This is a genomic window from Streptomyces sp. GbtcB6 (assembly GCF_019091475.1).
Classification (GTDB): Bacteria; Actinomycetota; Actinomycetes; order Streptomycetales; family Streptomycetaceae; genus Streptomyces; species Streptomyces hyaluromycini.
On record NZ_JAGXJL010000018.1, the window covers coordinates 80,798 to 101,934 of the forward strand.

Genomic DNA, 21,137 nt, shown 5'->3' on the forward strand with positions numbered 1-21,137 from the left:
ACCATGGCTCCCTTGCAGTACGACTTCGTCATCGTCGGCGGCGGCTCGGCCGGCAGCGCACTGGCGAACCGGCTCTCGGCCGACCCCGGCAACCGGGTGCTCGTCCTGGAGGCAGGCCGCCCCGACTACCCCTGGGACGTCTTCATCCACATGCCGGCGGCGCTGACCTATCCCATCGGCAGCCGCTTCTACGACTGGAAGTACGAGTCCGAGCCCGAGCCCCACATGGGCGGCCGCCGCATCTACCACGCCCGCGGCAAGGTGCTCGGCGGCTCCAGCAGCATCAACGGCATGATCTTCCAGCGCGGCAACCCCCTCGACTACGAGCGCTGGGCCGCCGATCCCGGCATGGGCACCTGGGACTACGCGCACTGCCTGCCGTACTTCCGCCGGATGGAGAACTGCCTGGCCGCCGACCCGGACGACGAGTTCCGCGGCCACGACGGCCCCCTCGTGCTGGAGCGCGGCCCGGCCACCAACCCGCTCTTCTCCGCCTTCCTGAAGGCCACCGAGGAGGCGGGCTACGCGCCCACCGACGACGTCAACGGCTACCGGCAGGAGGGCTTCGCCAAGTTCGACCGCAACGTCCACCGCGGCCGGCGCCTGTCCGCGTCCAAGGCGTACCTCAAGCCCGCCAGGAAGCGGCCCAACCTCACCGTGAAGACCCGCGCCCTGGTCACCCGCGTCCTCTTCGAGGGCAAGAAGGCCGTAGGCGTCGAGTACCGGCGCGGCAAGGGCGCCCTCCAGGAGGTCCGCGCCAAGGAGGTCATCCTCTGCGGCGGCGCGATCAACTCCCCGCAGCTGCTCCAGCTCTCCGGCGTCGGCAACGCGGAGGAACTCACCGCCCTCGGCATCGACGTCGTCCACGACCTGCCGGGCGTCGGCGAGAACCTCCAGGACCACCTGGAGGTGTACATCCAGTACGCCTGCAAGCAGCCCGTCTCCGTACAGCCGTACCTGGCGAAGTGGCGGGCCCCCTTCATCGGCCTGCAGTGGCTCTTCCGGAAGGGCCCGGCGGCGACGAACCACTTCGAGGCCGGCGGCTTCGCCCGCAGCAACGACGACGTGGACTACCCCAACCTGATGTTCCACTTCCTGCCCATCGCGGTCCGCTACGACGGCTCGGTGCCCGCCGGCGGCCACGGCTACCAGGTCCACGTCGGCCCCATGTACTCCGACGCCCTGGGCTCGGTGAAGATCAAGAGCAAGGACCCCCGCGAACACCCGGCCCTGCGCTTCAACTACCTCTCCACCGAGCAGGACCGCCGCGAGTGGGTCGAGGCGATCAGAGTCGCCCGCAACCTGCTCAACCAGCCGGCGCTCGCCCCCTACAACGACGGGGAGATCTCACCCGGCCCGTCCGTGGCGACGGACGAGGAGATCCTCGCCTGGGTGGCCAAGGACGGCGAGACCGCCCTCCACCCGTCCTGCACCTGCAGGATGGGCACGGACGAGATGTCCGTCGTCGACCCGACGAGCATGCGGGTGCACGGCGTGGAGGGCCTGCGGGTGGTGGACGCCTCGGTGATGCCGTACGTCACCAACGGCAACATCTACGCCCCGGTGATGATGATCGCCGAGAAGGCGGCCGACCTCATCCTCGGGAAAGAGCCGCTGCCGCCGTCGGAGGCCGTGTACTACCGGCACCGCGACGCCCAGAAGCAGGCCGGGTAGACCATGGCCGCAGAGGCGCTGCGGGCGCTGCTCGCCCGCGTCCGCTACGAGGTGCTGCCGGCGCGGGCGACCGAGGAGAAGGTCCTCGCCCACGTGCCCCGCGACGTCGTGGTCACGGTCACGGCGTCGCCGGTCAAGGGCCTGGAACCGACCCTCGCCCTCACCGAGCGGCTCACGGCGCACGGCTACCGCGTCGTCCCGCACGTGCCCGCACGCCTGCTCCGCGACGACACCCACCTGAAGGACGTCACGGAGCGGCTGCGCGCCACGGGCGTCGACGACCTCTTCGTCCCGGCGGGCGACGCCGATCCGCCCGCCGGGACGTACGAGGGAGCGCTGCCGGTGCTGCGCCGGCTGACCGAACTGGGCAGACCCTTCGCGGAGACAGGGATCACCGGCTATCCGGAGAGTCATCCCCTCATCCACGACGACCTCACCATCCAGGCGATGTGGGACAAGCGGGCGCACGCCACCTACATCGTCAGCAACCTCTGCTTCGACGCACGCGTGCTCGGCGACTGGCTCTCCCGTATCCGGCGCCGTGACGTCACCCTGCCCGTGTACCTAGGTGTCGCCGGGCCCGTCCAGCGGGCCAAGCTGCTGTCCATGGCGACGAAGATCGGAGTGGGGGAGTCGACCCGCTTCCTCACCAAGCACGCCTCCTGGTTCCTGCGCTTCGCCACACCCGGCGGATACGACCCGGAGCGGCTGCTGGCCCGCGGCGAGGAGGCGTTCACCGCGCCTTCGGCGGGCGTGGCGGGCCTTCATCTGTTCACCTTCAACCAGGTTGCCGAGACGGAGCGGTGGCGCCGTGCGCTGCTGGACCGGCTGGGCGGCTGACCCGCCCGAGGGGCGCCGCTTTCGCGGCCGAATCGGGATACGCGGAGCCCTTGACGGCTGTCAGTACATTCGGTCAGGGTGTTCCACCAAAAGCAATCCAATGCACAATGCGCAACGAATTCGGGCTCGAAGGGCGCGGCCGTGGCAGATCTGTATGTGGATGGTAAATGGCGCGCCGCGGTGGCCGGCGGCCAGCGCGAGATCCGCTGTCCCGCGGACGGCACGCTCGTCGCGACGGTCTCGGAGGCGACCCGCCCCGACACCGAGGCGGCGATCGGCGCGGCCCGGCGCGCGTTCGATGAGGGCCCCTGGCCGCACACCCCCGAGCGGGAGCGCGGCGCGCTGCTGCTGCGCACCGCCGACATCATCGAGCGCGACACCAAGGAGTTCGCCCGCGCGGAGTCCCTGGACACCGGCAAGCGCCTGGTGGAGAGCGAGTACGACATCGCCGACGTCGTCTCCTGCCTCCGCTTCTACGGCGGCATCGCCGGCACCGACGCCGGCCGGGTGATCGACACTGGACGTGAGGACGCCGTCAGCCGTGTCGTGTACGAGCCGGTCGGGGTGTGCGGTCTGATCACCCCCTGGAACTACCCGCTGCTGCAGGCCAGTTGGAAGGTCGCGCCCGCCCTCGTCGCGGGCAACACGTTCGTCCTGAAGCCCAGCGAGCTCACTCCCTCGACCTCGATCCTGCTGCTGAAGGCGCTGGAGGAGGCCGGACTCCCGGCCGGTGTCGGCAACCTCGTCCTCGGCGCCGGACCCGAGGCCGGCGCCGCGCTCTCCGAGGACCCCGCCGTCGACATGGTGTCCTTCACCGGCGGTCTGGAGACCGGCAAGCGGATCATGGCCACCGCCGCGGCGACCGTGAAGAAGGTCGCGCTGGAGCTGGGCGGCAAGAACCCCAACGTGGTCTTCGCCGACGCCGACTTCGACACCGCCGTCGACTTCGCGCTCACCGCCGTCTTCCTGCACTCCGGGCAGGTCTGCTCGGCCGGCGCCCGGCTGATCGTCGAGGACTCGATCCACGACGCCTTCGTCGACGAGGTCGTCCGCCGCGCCCGGCTCATCCGCCTCGGCGGCCCGTTCGACCCCGAGGCCGACACCGGGGCGCTGGTCTCCGCGCAGCACCGCGAGAAGGTCGAGGCGTACGTCGCGGCGGGGATCGCCGAGGGCGCCGTACTGCGCTGCGGCGGCACCCGCCCCGACGACCCCGCGCTGGCGAACGGCTTCTACTACCCGCCCACCGTCCTCGACGAGTGCCGGCAGGACATGCGCGTGGTGCACGAGGAGTCCTTCGGACCCGTACTCACCGTCGAGCGCTTCCAGGACGAGGACGACGCCGTCCGCATCGCCAACGACACGGAGTACGGCCTCGCCGGGGCCGTCTGGACGCAGGACGCGGGCAAGGCCCAGCGGGTCGCCCGCAGGCTGCGCCACGGCACCGTGTGGATCAACGACTACCACCCCTATGTGCCGCAGGCGGAATGGGGTGGCTTCGGGCACTCGGGCGTGGGCCGCGAGCTGGGACCGACCGGCCTGGACGAGTACCGAGAGCCCAAGCACGTCTGGCAGAACATCCAACCCCGGCCGCAGCACTGGTTCCGCGGCTGACGCCGAAGAGAGGTCCCCACCATGACCCCAGCCCAGACCGAGGTGTCGCGGCCGCGCGACACGTCCGAGGACCCCCGGGACGGCACCCCGGTCATCTCCGTGCGCCGGCTGTGGAAGGTGTTCGGGCCGAAGGCCGACGAGGTGCCGGGCTCCGAGGAGCTGTGCGGGCTCACCCGCCGCGAGCTGATGGACCGCACCGGCTGCACCGCCGCTGTCCGGGACGTCAACTTCGAGGTGTCGCCCGGCGAGGTCTTCGTCGTCATGGGCCTGTCCGGGTCCGGCAAGTCCACCCTGGTGCGATGTCTGACCCGGCTGATCGAACCCACCGCCGGCGAGATCGTCTTCGAGGGCGAGGACATCCGGGACGCCGACGCCCGGAGGCTGCGGGAACTGCGGCGCAGCAAGTTCTCGATGGTCTTCCAGCACTTCGGCCTGCTGCCGCACCGCAAGGTCGTCGACAACGTGGCGTTCGGCCTGGAGATCCGGGGCATGGGCAAGGCCGAGCGCATGAAGCGCGCGATGGAGACCGTCGAACTGGTCGGCCTCGCCGGCTACGAGAACTCCTACCCCGACCAGCTCTCCGGCGGTATGCAGCAGCGCGTCGGCCTCGCCCGCGCCCTCGCCGGCGACCCCGACGTCCTCTTCTTCGACGAACCGTTCTCCGCGCTGGACCCGCTGATCCGCCGCGACATGCAGAGCGAGGTCATCCGCCTGCACCACGAGGTCGGCAAGACCATGGTGTTCATCACCCACGACCTCTCCGAGGCCCTCAAGCTCGGCGACCGCATCCTCATCATGCGGGACGGCAAGATGGTCCAGTGCGGCACCGGCGACGAGCTGGTGGGCGCCCCGGCGGACGACTACGTACGGGACTTCGTCAAGGACGTGCCGCGCGGCGACGTCCTCACCCTGCGCTGGATCATGCGGCCCGCCGAGGCCGACGACGCCCTGGACGGACCGGAGCTGGGCCCGGACGTCGTCGTACGCGAGGCGACCCGGGCGGTGCTCGCCGCCGAGAAGCCGGTCAAGGTCGTCGAGAACGGCAAGCTGCTGGGCATCGTCGGCGACGAGGAGATCCTCTCCGTGGTCGCCGGGCAGGAGGGCGGCGCGTGATGGCCGCCGTAGCCGACGCGACCGCGCCGGTCGCGACGATACGCAGGAAGGTCAGCCGCCCCATGGTGGTGGCGGCGATCCTGGTCCTCTGGCTGGTGCTCTTCGCCGCGCTCCGCGGCCGGCAGACCCTGACCCTGGCCGCCGCCGACCTCACCGGTCTGCACCGCTGGCTGAACGACGTCAACGACAGCATCGGCGCCAACCGCAACTCCAACCCGCTCTTCCTGTACTTCTTCAACGAGATCCGGCTGGTCATCGACAACCTGGTGACCTTCGTCCAGTCGCTGATCTCGCAGCCCAGCGACGGCCGCCCGGTCCCGCAGATCGGCTGGCTCGGCGTCGTCGGAATCACCGGCTACGTCTCGTGGGCCGTGGGCAACTGGCGGGTCGCCCTGTTGGCCGTCGCCGGCTTCACCTTCTTCGGGCTCCAGGGCCTGTGGCAGGAGAGCATGGACACCCTGGCGCTGACCCTGTCGGCGGTCCTGGTGGCCCTGCTGATCGGCATCCCGCTCGGTGTGTGGGCGGGGCTCTCCGACCGGTTCAACCGGATCATGACGCCCTTCCTGGACTTCATGCAGACGATGCCGACCTTCGTCTACCTCGCCCCGCTGACCCTGATCTTCCTCATCGGCGGAGCCTCCGCCGTGATCACCACGGTGATCTACGCGGCCCCGCCCGCCATCCGCATCACCGCGCACGCCATCCGGTCCGTCCCCGAGACCACCGTCGAGGCGGCCGACTCGCTCGGCGCCACCCGCATGCAGCAACTGGTGAAGGTGCTGCTGCCGATGTCGAAGCGCACGGTCGTCATGGGCGTCAACCAGACCATCATGGCCGCCCTGGCCATGGTCACCATCGCCGCCCTGATCGACGCGCCCGGCCTCGGCAAGACCGTCATGCAGGCCCTCACGTCCCTCGACGTCGGCACCGCCTTCAACGCCGGCCTCGCCATCGTCGTGATGGCGATCGTGCTCGACCGGGTCACCACGGCGGCCGCCGCGCGCACCGAGGCCCGCCGCACGGACGGGTGGTTCCTGAAGTGGCGCCGCCCGCTGCTCGGGGCGGGCGGGGTCGCCGCCGCCGTTCTGGTCTACCTCTCCCACACCTACGTCTGGGCGGCCGAGTTCCCCGGTGACGGCACCGTCGGCAGCCACCTCGCGAGCGGGGCCGACACCGCGACCACCTGGATGCAGGACCACCTCTTCGGCCTCACCAACGCCCTGCGGGACGCCCTCACCAACGGCCTGCTCAACCCCTTCCAGACCCTGCTCACCGACTCCCCGTGGTGGCTGGTCGGCGCCGTCCTGGTCGCGCTCGGCGCGATCCTCGGCGGCTGGCGGGCCGGGGTCACGGCGGCCGTGTGCGTCGGGCTGCTGGTCGGCACCGGACTCTGGTCGGACAGCATGACCACCCTCGCCTCGACCGCCGTGGCCACCGTCCTGACGATGCTGGCCGGCGTTGTCTTCGGCGTGTGGATGGGCCGCAGCACCCTGGTGGACGGGCTGCTCCGGCCCACCCTGGACGCCGCGCAGGTCATGCCGCCCTTCGTCTATCTGGTGCCGTTCCTGGCGCTCTTCGGCGCCACTCGCTTCACGGCGATCATCGCGGGCGTCGTCTACGCGGCACCCGTCGCGATCAAGATCATCGCGGACGGGGTGCGGAACGTGCCCGAGTCCACCGTGGAGGCGGCCACCTCGGCCGGGTGCAACACCTGGCAGATCATCACCAAGGTCCAGCTGCCGATGGCACGCAGCGCCCTGACCCTCGCGACCAACCAGGGCCTGATCTACGTGCTGTCGATGGTTGTGTTGGGCGGCCTGGTAGGGGCGGGCGCCCTCGGCTACGACGTCGTGGCCGGTTTCTCGCAGAGCGAGCTGTACGGCAAGGGGCTGGCGGCAGGGCTCGCCATCGTACTGCTCGGAGTCATGTTCGACCGGATCACTCAGGCTGCGGCACGACGCACCAGGGCATAAGGAGCTCGACACCATGGCACAACACTGGCGAGCCGGCGCGGCCGGCCTGGCCGTCCTCGGCCTCACCCTCACCGCCTGCGGCGGGGCGAAGGTCGGCGACAGCAGTTCCGCAGGCTCGACGTCCTCGGGCGGCAAGTGCGGCACCTTCAACCTGGCCGTCAACCCCTGGGTGGGCTACGAGGCGGACGCGGCGGTCGTCGCGTACGTCGCACAGCACGACCTCGGCTGTACGGTCAACAAGAAGGACCTCAAGGAGGAGATCGCCTGGCAGGGCTTCGGGACCGGCGAGGTGGACGCCGTCCTGGAGAACTGGGGCCACGACGATCTGAAGAAGAAGTACATCACCGGGCAGAAGACGGCCGTCGAGGCCGGCTCGACCGGCAACAAGGGCCTCATCGGCTGGTACGTGCCGCCGTGGCTGGCCAAGGCGCACCCGGACATCACCAACTGGGAGAGCCTCAACAAGTACGCCGCCAACTTCAAGACCTCCGAGTCCGGCGGCAAGGGCCAGCTGCTCGACGGCGACCCGTCGTACGTCACCAACGACGCCGCCCTGGTGAAGAACCTGAAGCTGAACTTCAAGGTGGTGTACGCGGGCAGCGAGACCGCGCTCATCCAGGCCTTCAGAACGGCCGAGAAGAACAAGCAGTGGCTGATCGGCTACTTCTACGAACCGCAGTGGTTCCTGTCCGAGGTGCCGCTGGTCAAGGTGAACCTGCCCAAGTACACGACCGGTTGCGACGCCGACGCGGCGAAGGTCGCCTGCGACTACCCCGTCTACGACCTCGACAAGATCGTCAGCGCGAGCTTCGCCAAGTCGGGCAGCCCGGCCTACGACCTGGTGAAGAACTTCAACTGGACCAACGACGACCAGAACACCGTGGCCAAGTACATCGCGGTGGACAAGCTGTCGGACGACGCGGCGGCCAAGAAGTGGGTCGACGCCAACCCCGACAAGGTCAAGGCCTGGCTGAAGTAGCGAAGGCCGCGGGAGGAATCGTTCCGGGACGCCCGGCGGGCGGTGCGCAGCTGTGCGCGCCGCCCGCCGGGCGTTGCCGTTTTCCGGCCATGGCCGGGGCCGTTCCGCGGGCCGTCCTGCGGGCCGTTCCGCTAGGTCACCACCCTCTTGACACCCCTCCTTCCCGGCGGGCACATTGAGTTGCGCAGCCTGAATCATGTTGCGCACAAAGCAACTGCACCGGTCTCAAGTTCGGAGGTTGGGCGATGGCGGGACCCCGAGTGGTCATCATCGGAGCGGGCGTCGTGGGGGCGGCCCTCGCGGACGAGATCTCCGCGCGCGGCTGGACCGAGGTGACCGTGGTCGACCAGGGCCCCCTCCCGGCGACGGGGGGCTCTTCTTCGCACGCCCCGGGCCTGGTCTTCCAGACGAACCCCTCGAAGACCATGACGGAGCTGGCCCGCTACACCGTCGAGAAGTTCTGCTCCCTCGACGTCGACGGCCGGCCCTGCTTCCTCCAGGTCGGCGGCCTCGAAGTGGCCACCACCCCGGAGCGCCTCGCGGAACTCCACCGCCGGCACGGCTGGATCACCGCCTGGGGCATCGAGGCGCGCCTGCTGACCCCCGACGAGTGCGTCGCACAGCACCCGCTGGTCAACCGCGACCGGGTCCTCGGCGGCCTCCTCGTCCCCACCGACGGCCTCGCCAAGGCCGTCCTCGCCGTCGAGGCCCAGATCCGCCGGGCCACCGAACGCGGCGTCCGCTTCCTCGCCCGCCACGAGGTCCTGGACGTCCGGCAGAGCGAGGGCCGGGTCACCTCCGTGCTGACCGACCAGGGCGAACTCCCCGCCGACATCGTCGTCTGCTGCGCCGGCATCTGGGGCCCGAAGATCGCCCGCATGGTCGGCATGAACCTGCCGCTCACCCCGCTCGGCCACCAGCTCGCCTGGACCGGCCCGGTCCCCGCCCTGGCCGGCCAGACCGAGGAGGCGGTCCGCCCGATCCTGCGCCACCAGGACGCCGACCTCTACTACCGCGACCGCTTCGACACCCTCGGCATCGGCTACTACGGCCACCGCCCCCTGCCCATCTCCGCCGACGACATCCTCTCCGTCGACGAGGCCGACCAGATGCCCTCCGTCCTGAAGTTCACCGAGGAGGACTTCGAGGACGCCTGGACCGAGACCCGCTCCCTTCTGCCCGCCACCCGCGAGGCCAAGGTCGAGGAGGGCATCAACGGCCTCTTCTCCTTCACCACCGACGGCTACCCGCTGCTCGGCGAGTCCCCGGACGTCAAGGGCTTCTGGGTCGCCGAGGCCGTCTGGGTCACCCACTCCGCGGGCGTCGGCCGCGCGGTCGCCGAATGGCTGGTCGACGGCCACTGCTCGTCCTTCGACCTCCACGAGTGCGACGTCAACCGCTTCGAGCCGCACCAGCTCGCCCCGGAGTACGTCCTCGCCCGCGACTGCCAGAACTTCGTCGAGGTCTACGACATCCTCCACCCCCTCCAGCCGTCCGGGAAGCCGCGCCCGATCCGCACCAGCCCCTTCCACGCCCGCCAGCAGGAGCACGGCGCGTTCTTCCTGGAGGCGAACGGCTGGGAGCGCCCGCAGTGGTACGAGGCGAACGCGGACCTGCTCGAAGACCGTTCGATCCCCACCCCCAACGACTGGGCCGCGCGCTACTGGTCACCGATCGTCGGCGCCGAGGCCCAGGTCACCCGCGAGACCGTCGCCATGTACGACATGACGGCCCTCAAGCGCCTGGAGGTGAGCGGCCGGGGTGCCGCCGACTTCCTGGAGAGCCTGGTCACCGGCAAGGTCGCCAAGTCCGTCGGCTCGGTGACGTACACCCTGCTTCTCGACCACGACGGCGGCATCCGCAGCGACATCACCGTGGCCCGCCTCGCCCGCGACCTCTTCCAGGTCGGCGCCAACGGCAACCTCGACCTCGACTGGTTCACCCGCCACCTGCCCGCCGACGGGACGGTCCAGGTCCGCGACATCACCCCCGGCACCTGCTGCATCGGCCTGTGGGGCCCGCTCGCCCGCGAGGTCCTCCAGCCCCTGACCGACGAGGACTTCTCCAACGACGGCCTCAAGTACTTCCGCGCCAAGCGCGCCTACATCGGCTCGGTGCCGGTCACCGCGATGCGGCTGTCGTACGTCGGCGAACTCGGCTGGGAGCTGTACACCACCGCCGACCAGGGCCAGAAGCTCTGGGACACCCTCTGGCAGGCGGCCGAGCCGCTCGGCGGGATCATCGCCGGCCGCGGTGCCTTCAACAGCCTCCGCCTGGAGAAGGGCTACCGCTCCTTCGGCACCGACATGACCTACGAGCACGACCCCTACGAGGCCGGCGTCGGCTTCGCCGTCAAGCTCGACAAGGGCGACTTCGTCGGGAAGGCCGCGCTGGAGCGGCGCAAGGCGGACGTGCGGCGCCGGCTGAGCTGCCTCACCGTTGACGACCCGCGGGCCGTCGTCATGGGCAAGGAGCCGGTGTACGACGGTGACCGCGCCGTCGGCTACGTGACCAGCGCGGCCTACGGCTACACGGTCGGCAAGGGGATCGCGTACGCGTGGCTGCCGGTGGAGTTGGCGGAGCCCGGGACGACTGTGCACATCGGTTACTTCGACCAGCGGGTGGAGGCTGTGGTGGCCGAGGAGCCGTTGTTCGACCCGGCGATGAGTCGTCTCCGTGGGTGACAGATCCGGGTGGCGTCGTTGTTCGGCTGCGGGTACGTCGTGGCTGGTCGCGCAGTTCCCCGCGCCCCTTTGGGGCGCATCTCTCGCCAAGGTCGTTGAAAGGATCGGGAAACTCAAATGAACGCGCTGAACACGCCCTTGGCCGAGCTCGACCCCGAGGTCCACGCCGCGCTCCGTGCCGAGCTGAACCGGCAGCAGTCCACCTTGGAGATGATCGCCTCCGAGAACTTCGCGCCCACCGCCGTGATGGAGGCGCAGGGATCGGTCGCGACGAACAAGTACGCCGAGGGCTACCCCGGCCGCCGCTACTACGGCGGCTGCGAACACGTCGACGTCACCGAGCGGCTGGCGATCGAGCGGGTCAAGTCCCTCTTCGGGGCCGGGTTCGCCAACGTGCAGCCGCACTCGGGCGCCCAGGCCAACACCGCCGTCTTCTTCGCCCTGCTCCAGCCCGGCGACACCGTCCTCGGCCTTGACCTCGCGCACGGCGGCCACCTCACCCACGGCATGCGCCTCAACTACAGCGGCAAGATGCTCAATGTCGTGCCGTACCACGTCTCCGCGACCGACAACCTCGTGGACCTGGACGAGGTGGAGCGCCTCGCCAAGGAACACCGCCCGAAGATGATCATCGCGGGCTGGTCGGCGTACCCGAGGCAGCTGGACTTCGCGGCCTTCCGCCGGATCGCCGACGAGGTCGGTGCCCTGCTCATGGTCGACATGGCGCACTTCGCGGGCCTGGTGGCGGCGGGGCTGCACCCGAGCCCCGTCCCGCACGCCCACGTGGTCACCACCACCACGCACAAGACGCTCGGCGGACCGCGCGGCGGGGTCATCCTCACCAACGACGCCGACCTCGCCAAGAAGATCAACTCGGCGGTCTTCCCCGGGATGCAGGGCGGCCCGCTGGAACATGTCATCGCGGCGAAGGCCGTCTCCTTCAAGGTCGCCGCGTCACCCGGGTTCGCCGAGCGCCAGGCCCGCACCCTGGCCGGCGCCCGCATCCTCGCCGAGCGCCTGACCCGGCCCGACGCGGCCGCGGCCGGAGTGAAGGTGCTGACCGGCGGCACGGACGTCCACCTCGTCCTGGTCGACCTGCGGGAGTCCCCGCTGGACGGCCGACAGGCGGAGGACCTCCTCCACTCGATCGGCATCACCGTCAACCGCAATGCCGTCCCCTTCGACCCGCGCCCGCCCATGGTCACCTCCGGCCTGCGCATCGGCACCCCCGCGCTGGCCACCCGGGGCTTCACCGAGGAGGACTTCAACGAGGTCGCCGAGGTGATCGCGCTCGCCCTCCAGCCCGAGCCGGACATCGCCGCGCTGCGCGCCCGCACGGAGACACTCGCGGCCAAGCACCCGCTCTACCCGCACCTCTCGCACGACGGAGACGCCCGATGAGCCCCCGCACCCGCCCCCTACGCCCTGCGGGCGTGGGGGGACCCCCAGGCGCCGACCTCCCCGACCACCCGGAGTTCCTCTGGCGCACGCCCGAGCCCAGGCGTTCGTACGACGTCGTCATCGTCGGCGGCGGCGGACACGGCCTCGCCACCGCCCACTACCTGGCCAGGAACCACGGCATCACCAATGTGGCCGTCCTGGAGAAGGGCTGGCTCGCGGGCGGCAACATGGCCCGCAACACCACGATCATCCGCTCCAACTACCTGTGGGACGAGAGCGCGGGCATCTACGAACATGCGCTGAAACTCTGGGAGGGCCTGGAGGAGGAACTCGACTACCCGATCCTCTTCTCCCAGCGCGGCGTCCTGAACCTCGCCCACAGCCTCCAGGACGTCCGCGACAGCGTCCGCCGGGTCGAGGCCAACCGTCTCAACGGAGTCGACGCCGAGTGGCTCGACGCGGACGGGGTCAAAGAGGTCTGCCCGATCGTCAACACCTCACCCGACGTGCGCTACCCGGTCCTCGGCGGCACCTACCAGCCCCGCGCGGGCATCGCCAAGCACGACTACGTGGCCTGGGGCTTCGCCCGCTCCGCGGACGCGGCCGGCATCGACATCATCCAGAACTGCGAGGTCACCGGGCTGGACGTGGTGGGCGGCCGGGTCGTCGGCGTCCGGACGACCCTGGGCCCGATCGCGGCGGGCAAGGTGGCCCTGTGCTCGGCCGGCCACACCTCGGTCCTGGCCGCCATGGCGGGCATCGAACTCCCCCTCCAGAGCCACCCGCTCCAGGCCCTCGTCTCCGAACTCCTGGAGCCCGTCCACCCGACCGTGGTCATGTCCAACGCGGTGCACGTCTACGTCAGCCAGGCGCACAAGGGCGAGCTGGTGATGGGCGCGGGCATCGACGCGTACAACTCCTACACCCAGCGCGGCGCGTTCCACATCATCGAGGAGCAGATGGCGGCGGCCCTCGAACTCTTCCCGGTCTTCGCGCGCGCCCACGTGCTGCGCACCTGGGGAGGCATCGTCGACGTCAGCCCCGACGCCTCACCGATCGTGGGCCTCACCCCGGTGGACAACCTGTACCTCAACTGCGGCTGGGGAACCGGCGGTTTCAAGGCCACCCCGGGGGTCGGCTGGGTCTACGCCCACACCATCGCCCACGACACCCCTCACCACCTCAACGCCCCCTTCTCGCTCGACCGTTTCACCACCGGCGCGCTCGTCGACGAGCACGGCGCGGCCGCGGTGGCCCACTAGGGAGCCCAACCATGCTGCTCATCCCCTGCCCGTGGTGCGGGCCCCGCGACGAGACCGAGTTCCACTACGGCGGCCAGGCCCACGTGCCGTACCCGGAGGACCCGGCCGCCCTCACCGACGAGGAGTGGGCGCGGTTTCTGTTCTTCCGGGACAATCCCAAGGGCCCGTTCGCGGAGCGCTGGAGCCACGCGGCGGGCTGCCGCAGATGGTTCAACGCGGTCCGGGACACGTCGACGAACGAGATCCTGACGGTGTACCGGGCAGGCGAGCCGCGTCCACTCAATTCAGCCCGTCCGACGGGGCCTTCGCGGCCGACGCCTCTCCTCTCAGCCCGTCCGGCGTTTGAGGACGAGGCCGTTCAGGCCGAAGGGGGGTCCGGGGGCGCAGCCCCCGACGGGGTCGAAGGGGCAGCGCCCCTTCAGGACGGGACGGGTAGGGGCGGCGGGGGCGACCTTGCTCTCCGCACCCCCACCGGCGGCCGCATCGACCGCACCACCCCCCTCACCTTCACCTTCGACGGCACCCAGTACCAGGGCTACCGAGGCGACACCCTCGCCTCCGCCCTCCTCGCCAACGGCATCGTCCAGGCCGCCACCAGCATCAAGCTCGGCCGCCCCCGGGGCATCTTCTCCGCCGGCGTCGAGGAACCCAACGCGGTCGTCCAGATCGAGGCCCCCTTCCCCGAGCCGATGCTCCCCGCCACCACCATCGAGCTCCACGACGGCCTGGTCGCGACCAGCCTCCCGGGCCAGGGCCGCCTCGCCACCACCCCCGACCCGGCCCGCTACGACGCCGTACACGCCCACTGCGACCTCCTGGTCGTCGGCGCGGGCCCGGCCGGCCTCGCGGCAGCGGCGGCTGCAGCCACCAGCGGCGCCCGCGTCATCCTCGCCGACGACCAGCCCGAACCCGGCGGCAGCCTGCTCGGCACCGGCGAGCACCTCGACTGGGTCGCGGCCACCCGCACCCGCCTCGAAGCCGCCCCCGATGTACGCGTCCTGCCCCGCACCACCGTCTTCGGCCACTACGACGACAACCACCTCCTCGCCGTGGAGCGCCGCACCGGCCACCTCGGCGCCGACGCCCCGCAGCACGTCTCCCGCGAACGCGTCTGGCGGATCCGCGCCCGCCACGTCGTCCTCGCCACCGGCGCCCACGAACGCTCCCTCGCGTTCGGCGACAACGACCGCCCCGGCGTGATGCTGGCGACCTCGGCCCGCACCTACCTGCACCGGTACGCCGTGCTCCCCGGCCGGCAGGCCGTCGTCTTCACCACCAACGACAGCGCCTACGCGGCCGCTCTCGACCTCGCGGCGGCCGGAGTCGGCATCGCCGCGATCGTCGACACCCGGACCGAACCGGGCCAGTGGGCCGAGCGGGCGCGGTCCGCCGGGATCGAGGTGCTGCCCGGGCACGCGGTCACCGGCACGGCGGGCCGCGAGCGTCTCACCGCTGTGACCGTCGCCCCGTACGAAGGCACCGGCACACAGCGGGAGTTCGCCGCCGACCTGCTCCTCGTCTCCGGCGGCTGGAACCCGGTCGCGCACCTGTTCAGCCAGGCGGGCGGCAAGCTCCGCCACGACGAGGTGCTCGGCACGTTCGTGCCCGACAGCTGCCGTCAGGCGGTGGCGGTCGCGGGCGCCGCGAACGGGGCGTTCGACCTCGCCACGGCCCTCGTCCAGGGCACGGCGGCCGGCACCCGCGCGGTGCAGGCGGAGAGCTACACCGCCCAGACCCCCGCCCTCCCCGCCGTGGCCCCACAGCCGTACACCCCCCCCATGCAGGTCTTCACCGTCCCCGGCGAGGCTCCCCGGTTCGTCGACCTCCAGCGCGACGTCACGGTGGACGACCTCGCGCGGGCGACCGGCGCGGGCCTGCGCTCGGTGGAGCACACCAAGCGCTACACCACGGCCGGTACCGCCAACGACCAGGGCAGGACCGGTGGCGTGCTGGCGAGCGGGGTCGTCGCCGAACTCCTCGGCGTGGACGTCTCGGCGCTCGGCCTGCCCACCTTCCGGCCGCCGTACACCCCCGTCTCCTTCGCCGCCCTCGCCGGCCGCGACCGGGGCACGCTGCTCGACCCGGTCCGTACCACCGCCCTGCACGGCTGGCACGTGGAACACGGCGCGCTCTTCGAGAACGTCGGACAGTGGCACCGGCCCTGGTACTACCCGCAGGACGGCGAGGACATGGAGAGCGCCGTGCTGCGCGAGTGCCGCGCCGCCCGGGAGGGCGTGGCCTTCATGGACGCCTCCACCCTCGGCAAGATCGACGTCCAGGGCCCGGACGCGGCGCTCTTCCTCGACCGGCTCTACACGAACATGATGAGCAACCTGAAGGTCGGCATGATCCGCTACGGCGTGATGTGCCGCCTGGACGGGATGGTGTTCGACGACGGCACGGTCATCCGGCTCGCCCCCGACCGGTTCCTGGTCACCACCACGACCGGCAACGCGGCGGCCGTCCTGGACTGGATGGAGGAGTGGCTGCAGACCGAGTGGCCGGACCTGCGGGTGCACTGCACCTCGGTCACCGAGCACTGGGCGACCGTCGCCCTGGTCGGTCCCGAGTCCCGCGCGGTCCTCGGCTCGCTCGCGCCCGGACTGGCCGTGTCCAACGAGGACTTCCCGTTCATGGCCTGGCGGGAGACCACCGTCGCCGGCATCGACGCCCGTGTCTGCCGGATCAGCTTCTCCGGCGAACTCGCCTACGAGATCAACGTGTCGCCGTGGCAGGCGGTCGCGCTGTGGGAGGCGCTGTACGAGGCGGGTTCGCCGTACGGCATCACCCCGTACGGCACCGAGACCATGCACGTGCTGCGCGCCGAGAAGGGCTACCCGATCGTCGGCCAGGACACCGACGGCACGGTCACCCCGCAGGACCTCGGCATGGGCTGGGCGGTGTCGAAGAAGAAGCCCGACTTCATCGGGAAGCGCTCCTACGCCCGTGCCGACGCCGTGCGCCCCGACCGCAAGCACCTGGTCGCCCTGCTCACCGACGACCCCGGCGCCTTCCTCCCGGAGGGCACCCACCTGGTCGCCGACGGCGAACTGCCCGCCCCGCCCGTGCCGATGCTCGGCCACGTCACCTCCAGCTACCGCAGCGCCGCGCTCGGCCGGAACTTCGCGCTCGCCCTGGTCAAGGGCGGCCGGGACCGCATCGGCGAACGCCTCCACGCCCCCGTCGGCGACCGGCTGCTGCCGGTGACCGTCGCCGGTCCCGTCCTCTACGACCCCGAGGGAGCCCGCCGCGATGGCTGACACCGCCCCGACCGCACGGCCGCGCAGCCCCCTGGCCGACGCCGCGCCCCGCCTGGCCGCCGTGACCCGCTCCTCCAAGGGCGCGCTCCGCCTGGCCGAACTCCCGTTCCTGGCCCAGGTGAACGTCCGCCTCGACGCCAAGAGCCCGGCGGCGGACGCCGTGGCACTGGCCCTCGGACTCCAACTGCCCCTGGAACCCGACACCGTGGTGCACGCGGGCGAGGTGACCGCGGTGTGGCTCGGCCCCGACGAATGGCTGGTGGTGGGCCGGCCCGGCACCGAACGGGACCTGGAGAGCCGGATCCGCACGGCCGCCGGGGACGAACCGGTCGCCGTCACCGACGTGTCCGCCCAGCGCACCACCCTCCTGGTCGGCGGCCCGCGCGCCCGCGACCTGCTCGCCCACGGCTGCGCCCTGGACCTGCACCCCCGTGCCTTCGGCCCCGGCCGCTGCGCCCAGACCACGCTGGCCCGTGCCCAGGTCGTCCTGGTCGCGCGGGACGAGACCAGGGCCGGCTTCTGGGTGCTGGTGCGCTCGTCGTTCGCCGGCTACCTGGTGGACTGGCTGCTGGACGCGGCCGTGGAACACGTGTGAGGCACCACGAACGGCGGGCTGTCAGCGGAAGACGACCGTGCAGCGGCCGTTGACCAGCACCCGGCTCTCGCTGTGCCACCGCACGGCGCGGGCGAGTACCTGGGCCTCCACGTCACGGCCCAGTGCGACCAGCTCGTCCGGGGCGTGCGAGTGGCTCACCCGGACGACGTCCTGCTCGATGATCGGGCCCTCGTCCAGATCGGGCGTCACATAGTGCGCCGTGGCGCCGACGAGCTTGACGCCGCGCCGGTGCGCCTGGACGTACGGCCGGGCCCCCTTGAAGCTCGGCAGGAAGGAGTGGTGGATGTTGATGGCCCGGCCGTCGAGCTGCTTGCACAGGTCGTCGGAGAGGATCTGCATGTACCGGGCGAGCACCACCAGGTCGACGTCCAGTTCGCCGACCAGACGCAGCAGCCGGGCCTCCGCCTCGGCCTTGGTGTCGGGTGTCACCGGGATGTGGTGGAAGGGGATGCCGTAGGTACGGGCCAGCGGCTCGAAGTCGCGGTGGTTGGAGACGATCGCCGGGATCTCGATGTTCAGCGCGCCCGTGGACCTGCGGAACAGCAGGTCGTTCAGGCAGTGGCCGAACTTCGACACCATGATGAGGGTGCGGGTCGGGGTCGACGCGTCGTTCAGCCGCCAGGTGATCCGGTGCTCTTCGGCGACCGGGACGAAACCGGTGCGCAGCTCCTCCAGCGAGACCGCGCCGTCCGGGACGTCGAAGTGCACCCGCATGAAGAAGCGGTCCTCCAGCCGGTCGTCGAACTGCTGACTCTCCAGGATGTTGCCGCCGTGGCCGACCAGAAAGCCGGTGACGGCGTGGACCAGACCGGCCCGGTCGGGACAGGACAGGGTGAGGACGAACTCGCGGCCGGGCTGCGGTCGAGGAGACATGACATCCTCCCTGATGCGCATAGCGCAACTATGTGGGTTATACGCAACATCGTCCAGCCAAGGCGGTCGGCGGGTCAAGGGGTAGCGTTCTACTTGACGCACTACTCCGTGCGATACGCAACGCATTTCCCTGTCGGTGCCGTCAACGCCCGGAGTCGTGCCGCTCCGCGAGCCGCTTCAGATGCGCCGTGCGTGATTCGCTCGTCTGGCCCTGGACCAGCAGGAACAGGCCCTCCCTGGCGAGCCGTTGGGCGCGGTGGTCCAGGGACATCGCGCGGCCGCCGCCCGACACCAGGGCCGCCGTCGTGGCCGTGCGCAGCAGCGTGAACGCCTCCGCCCGCACCGCCAGCCGCTCCGCCGCGTGCTCGTAAGGCACCGGATGGTCGGCCAGCGCGTACGCCCGGCGGCGGATCTCCGCCAGGCGGCCCCGCAGCGCGGCCGCGTACTCCTCCTCCACCAGCGCCAGCGCCGCCTGCGCGATCCCGAAGACCGCCGGGTTGGCGTTACGGGTCTTCGGACGGTCCGCCGCCGCCCACCGCGGGTACGGCGTCCGGAGCGCGACCGCCTCCTCCGGGACACGCAGGCCGTCCAGGTCCAGGGACACCGTCCGGGACGCGGTGAGCGCCGCCAGGCGCATCGGCTCCGAGGGCCGCAGGCCCGGCTGCTCGCGTGCCTCCACGAAGGCGAACAGGGCCTCGTCGTCCTCGGTCACCCCGGCCAGCAGCAGCACGTCGTTCAGCCCCCAGCCGGTGTACCAGGGCACGGTGCCGGAGAAGCGCCACCCGCCCGCCTCCCGCCGTACCCGCACGGGGATCCGCGGGTACGACCGCAGATGCGCGTACGCCACCCCCGACAGCAACTCACCGCGCGCCAGCGGGCCCAGCAGGCGTTCCCGCACCGGCAGGGCGGTCCCCGCCAGGGTCAGTACCGGTGTCTGGTGCTGCGTCTGCACGAACCAGGTCGAGCAGCACGCCCCGGCCAGGATCTCCGCCGTCTCCCGCACCACGGACGCGGGCGCCGCCGAGCCGCCGTACGCCACCGGCGCGCTCACCCCCAGCAGACCCGAGCGCTTGACCGCCTCGATGTGGCCCGGGGGGACGCCCTCCTGGTCGACGCGCTCGGCGGCGGGGGAGAGCAGCCCGTCGGCGAGTTCCCGGGCGCGGGCGACGAGCGGATGCGCGGCGATGGTCATGGCGAAGATTCTTTCGGCTTCCCGGCGCGAGGTGTCGATCAGGCCGCCTGCCGTTCGTGTAGAAGGCGAGAACACCCCCGCGGAACACCTCACGACGTCCGAGGAGAACATCATGAAGCACTACCTGCTCAGCGTGGTCCAGCCGGCCGGGGCCACGCCGCCCTCGCCCGCCGCCCTCGCCGCGATCATGCGCGACGTCGAGGCGTTCAACGACGAGCTGCGCGCCGCCGGTGCCTGGGTCTTCGCGGGCGGACTGCACGGTCCGGAGACGGCCACGATGCTGCGGCCCGAGGGCGGGGACGTGCTGATCACCGACGGGCCCTACGCCGAGGGCAAGGAGTACCTGGGCGGGCTCTGCCTCATCCGTGCCGAGGACCTCGACGCCGCCCTGGAATGGGGCCGCAAGGCCGCTCTGGCCACCACCCTCCCCATCGAGGTACGGCCCTTCGTGGACCAGCACTGATGTCGCAGGCCGCCGACGTCGAGGCCGTCTTCCGAGCCGAGTACGGGCGCGCGGTCTCGGTCCTCGTCCGCTTCCTCGGCGACATCGACCTCGCCGAGGAAGCGGTTCAGGACGCCTTCACCACGGCGCTCGACGGCTGGCCGCGCACCGGGGTGCCGCCGAGCCCGGCCGGCTGGATCATCACCACCGCGCGCAACCGCGCGATCGACCGGCTGCGCCGCGAGTCCTCCCGGGACGCCCGGCACGCCGAGGCCGCCCGGCTGTACGCGCCCGCCCCACCGGCCGAGGAGGGCCCCGTGCGCGACGAACGACTCCGGCTGATCTTCACCTGCTGTCACCCCGCGCTCGCCCTCCAGTCCCGGGTCGCCCTGACCCTGCGCCTGCTCGGCGGGCTCAGCACGGCCCGGATCGCCCGCGCCTTCCTGGTCCCCGAGCCCACCCTCGCCCAGCGCCTGGTACGCGCCAAGGCGAAGATCCGCGACGCGGGGATCCCCTACCGGGTCCCGAGGGACGCCGACCTTCCCGACCGGCTGAACGGGGTACTGGCCGTCGTCTACCTCGTCTTCAACGAGGGCTACGGCGGCGATCCCGCACTGTGCGCCGAAGCCGTTCGCCTGGGACGGCTGCTGTACGAACTGATGCCGGACGAGCCCGAGGTCGCCGGGCTGCTCGCGCTGATGCTGCTGGTCGAGGCCCGGCGGCCGGCCCGGCAGTCGGCGGCGGGCGAGTTGGTGCCGCTGCCCGAGCAGGACCGCGGACGGTGGGACCGGGAGCTGATCGAGGAGGGGCAGGACCTCGTCCGGCGGTGCCTGCGCCGCAACCGTCCCGGGCCCTACCAGATCCAGGCTGCGATCAACGCCGTGCACAGCGACGCGCCGAGCGCCGGGGCCACCGACTGGGGGCAGATCCTGGCGCTGTACGACCAGCTCATGGCGGTCGCCCCGAGTCCGGTCGCGGCACTGAACCGGGCGGTCGCGGTCGCCGAGACGCAGGGCCCGGAGACGGCTCTGGAGCTGGTCGACGCGCTCGACCTGCCCGGATACCACGTACTGCACGCCGTCCGCGCCGACCTGTTGCGCCGGCTCGGCCGCGACCGCGAGGCGGTGGCGGAGTACGACGCGGCCATCGCGCTCACCGGCAGCCTGCCCGAACGGGTACACCTCGAACGGCGGCGGTGCGAACTCACCGGCTGAGCA

The 21,137-nt window shown here is 71.4% G+C and carries 15 protein-coding genes; 13 read left to right on the forward strand and 2 right to left on the reverse strand.

Going from position 1 to position 21,137, the window contains the following annotated elements:
* The first annotated feature begins 3 nt into the window (after positions 1–3).
* The 11 genes from betA to KVT45_RS28535 all read left to right on the forward strand — a co-directional run bounded on the left by betA (position 4) and on the right by KVT45_RS28535 (position 17,392).
* Complete coding sequence (gene betA, locus KVT45_RS28485) at positions 4–1,674, forward strand: choline dehydrogenase (RefSeq protein WP_217551963.1); 1,671 nt, start codon at positions 4–6, stop codon at positions 1,672–1,674.
* Positions 1,675–1,677: 3 nt separating this feature from the next.
* Complete coding sequence (locus tag KVT45_RS28490) at positions 1,678–2,514, forward strand: 5,10-methylenetetrahydrofolate reductase (protein ID WP_217551964.1); 837 nt, start codon at positions 1,678–1,680, stop codon at positions 2,512–2,514.
* A 141-nt stretch (positions 2,515–2,655) separates the two neighbouring features.
* Positions 2,656–4,125 carry an aldehyde dehydrogenase family protein gene (locus KVT45_RS28495; protein WP_217551965.1) on the forward strand — a complete coding sequence of 490 codons (1,470 nt, stop codon included), beginning with the start codon at positions 2,656–2,658 and terminating at the stop codon, positions 4,123–4,125.
* Between the two features lie 21 nt (positions 4,126–4,146).
* Entirely contained in the window at positions 4,147–5,238 is a 1,092-nt protein-coding gene (locus tag KVT45_RS28500) for a glycine betaine/L-proline ABC transporter ATP-binding protein (RefSeq protein ID WP_217551966.1), read from the forward strand.
* The gene (locus KVT45_RS28505) at positions 5,238–7,211 is read left to right on the forward strand and encodes a proline/glycine betaine ABC transporter permease (protein WP_217551967.1); all 1,974 of its coding nucleotides are present in this window, start codon (positions 5,238–5,240) and stop codon (positions 7,209–7,211) included. The genes KVT45_RS28500 and KVT45_RS28505 overlap by 1 nt, the downstream gene beginning before the upstream one ends.
* Positions 7,212–7,224: 13 nt before the next feature.
* Entirely contained in the window at positions 7,225–8,190 is a 966-nt protein-coding gene (locus tag KVT45_RS28510; RefSeq protein ID WP_217551968.1) for an ABC transporter substrate-binding protein, read from the forward strand.
* A 245-nt stretch (positions 8,191–8,435) separates the two neighbouring features.
* Entirely contained in the window at positions 8,436–10,874 is a 2,439-nt protein-coding gene (locus KVT45_RS28515; protein WP_217551969.1) for an FAD-dependent oxidoreductase, read from the forward strand.
* 117 nt (positions 10,875–10,991) lie between these two features.
* Positions 10,992–12,275, forward strand: a complete 1,284-nt coding sequence (gene glyA / locus KVT45_RS28520) for a serine hydroxymethyltransferase (RefSeq protein ID WP_217551970.1) — start codon at positions 10,992–10,994, stop codon at positions 12,273–12,275.
* 32 nt (positions 12,276–12,307) lie between these two features.
* Positions 12,308–13,537 (forward strand): sarcosine oxidase subunit beta family protein, encoded by a 1,230-nt coding sequence (locus KVT45_RS28525; protein WP_308310886.1) that lies wholly within the window; start codon positions 12,308–12,310, stop codon positions 13,535–13,537.
* Positions 13,538–13,548: 11 nt separating this feature from the next.
* Complete coding sequence (locus tag KVT45_RS28530; protein ID WP_217551972.1) at positions 13,549–16,797, forward strand: sarcosine oxidase subunit alpha family protein; 3,249 nt, start codon at positions 13,549–13,551, stop codon at positions 16,795–16,797.
* Positions 16,790–17,392, forward strand: coding sequence for a sarcosine oxidase subunit gamma (locus KVT45_RS28535; protein WP_217551973.1), 603 nt, complete (start codon positions 16,790–16,792; stop codon positions 17,390–17,392). Before KVT45_RS28530 ends, KVT45_RS28535 begins: the two co-directional genes overlap by 8 nt.
* A 21-nt stretch (positions 17,393–17,413) precedes the next feature.
* Here KVT45_RS28535 and purU read toward each other — a convergent pair whose 3' ends face one another.
* Entirely contained in the window at positions 17,414–18,286 is an 873-nt protein-coding gene (gene purU / locus KVT45_RS28540; RefSeq protein WP_217551974.1) for a formyltetrahydrofolate deformylase, read from the reverse strand.
* A 142-nt stretch (positions 18,287–18,428) separates the two neighbouring features.
* Positions 18,429–19,478: an acyl-CoA dehydrogenase family protein gene (locus tag KVT45_RS28545; protein ID WP_217551975.1), complete on the reverse strand. Its 1,050-nt coding sequence runs from the start codon at positions 19,476–19,478 to the stop codon at positions 18,429–18,431.
* A 112-nt stretch (positions 19,479–19,590) separates the two neighbouring features.
* Between KVT45_RS28545 and KVT45_RS28550 the strand changes: the two genes are divergently transcribed.
* The gene (locus KVT45_RS28550; RefSeq protein WP_217551976.1) at positions 19,591–19,941 is read left to right on the forward strand and encodes a YciI family protein; all 351 of its coding nucleotides are present in this window, start codon (positions 19,591–19,593) and stop codon (positions 19,939–19,941) included.
* Positions 19,941–21,134, forward strand: a complete 1,194-nt coding sequence (locus tag KVT45_RS28555; RefSeq protein ID WP_217551977.1) for an RNA polymerase sigma factor — start codon at positions 19,941–19,943, stop codon at positions 21,132–21,134. The genes KVT45_RS28550 and KVT45_RS28555 overlap by 1 nt, the downstream gene beginning before the upstream one ends.
* Positions 21,135–21,137 lie beyond the last annotated feature (3 nt).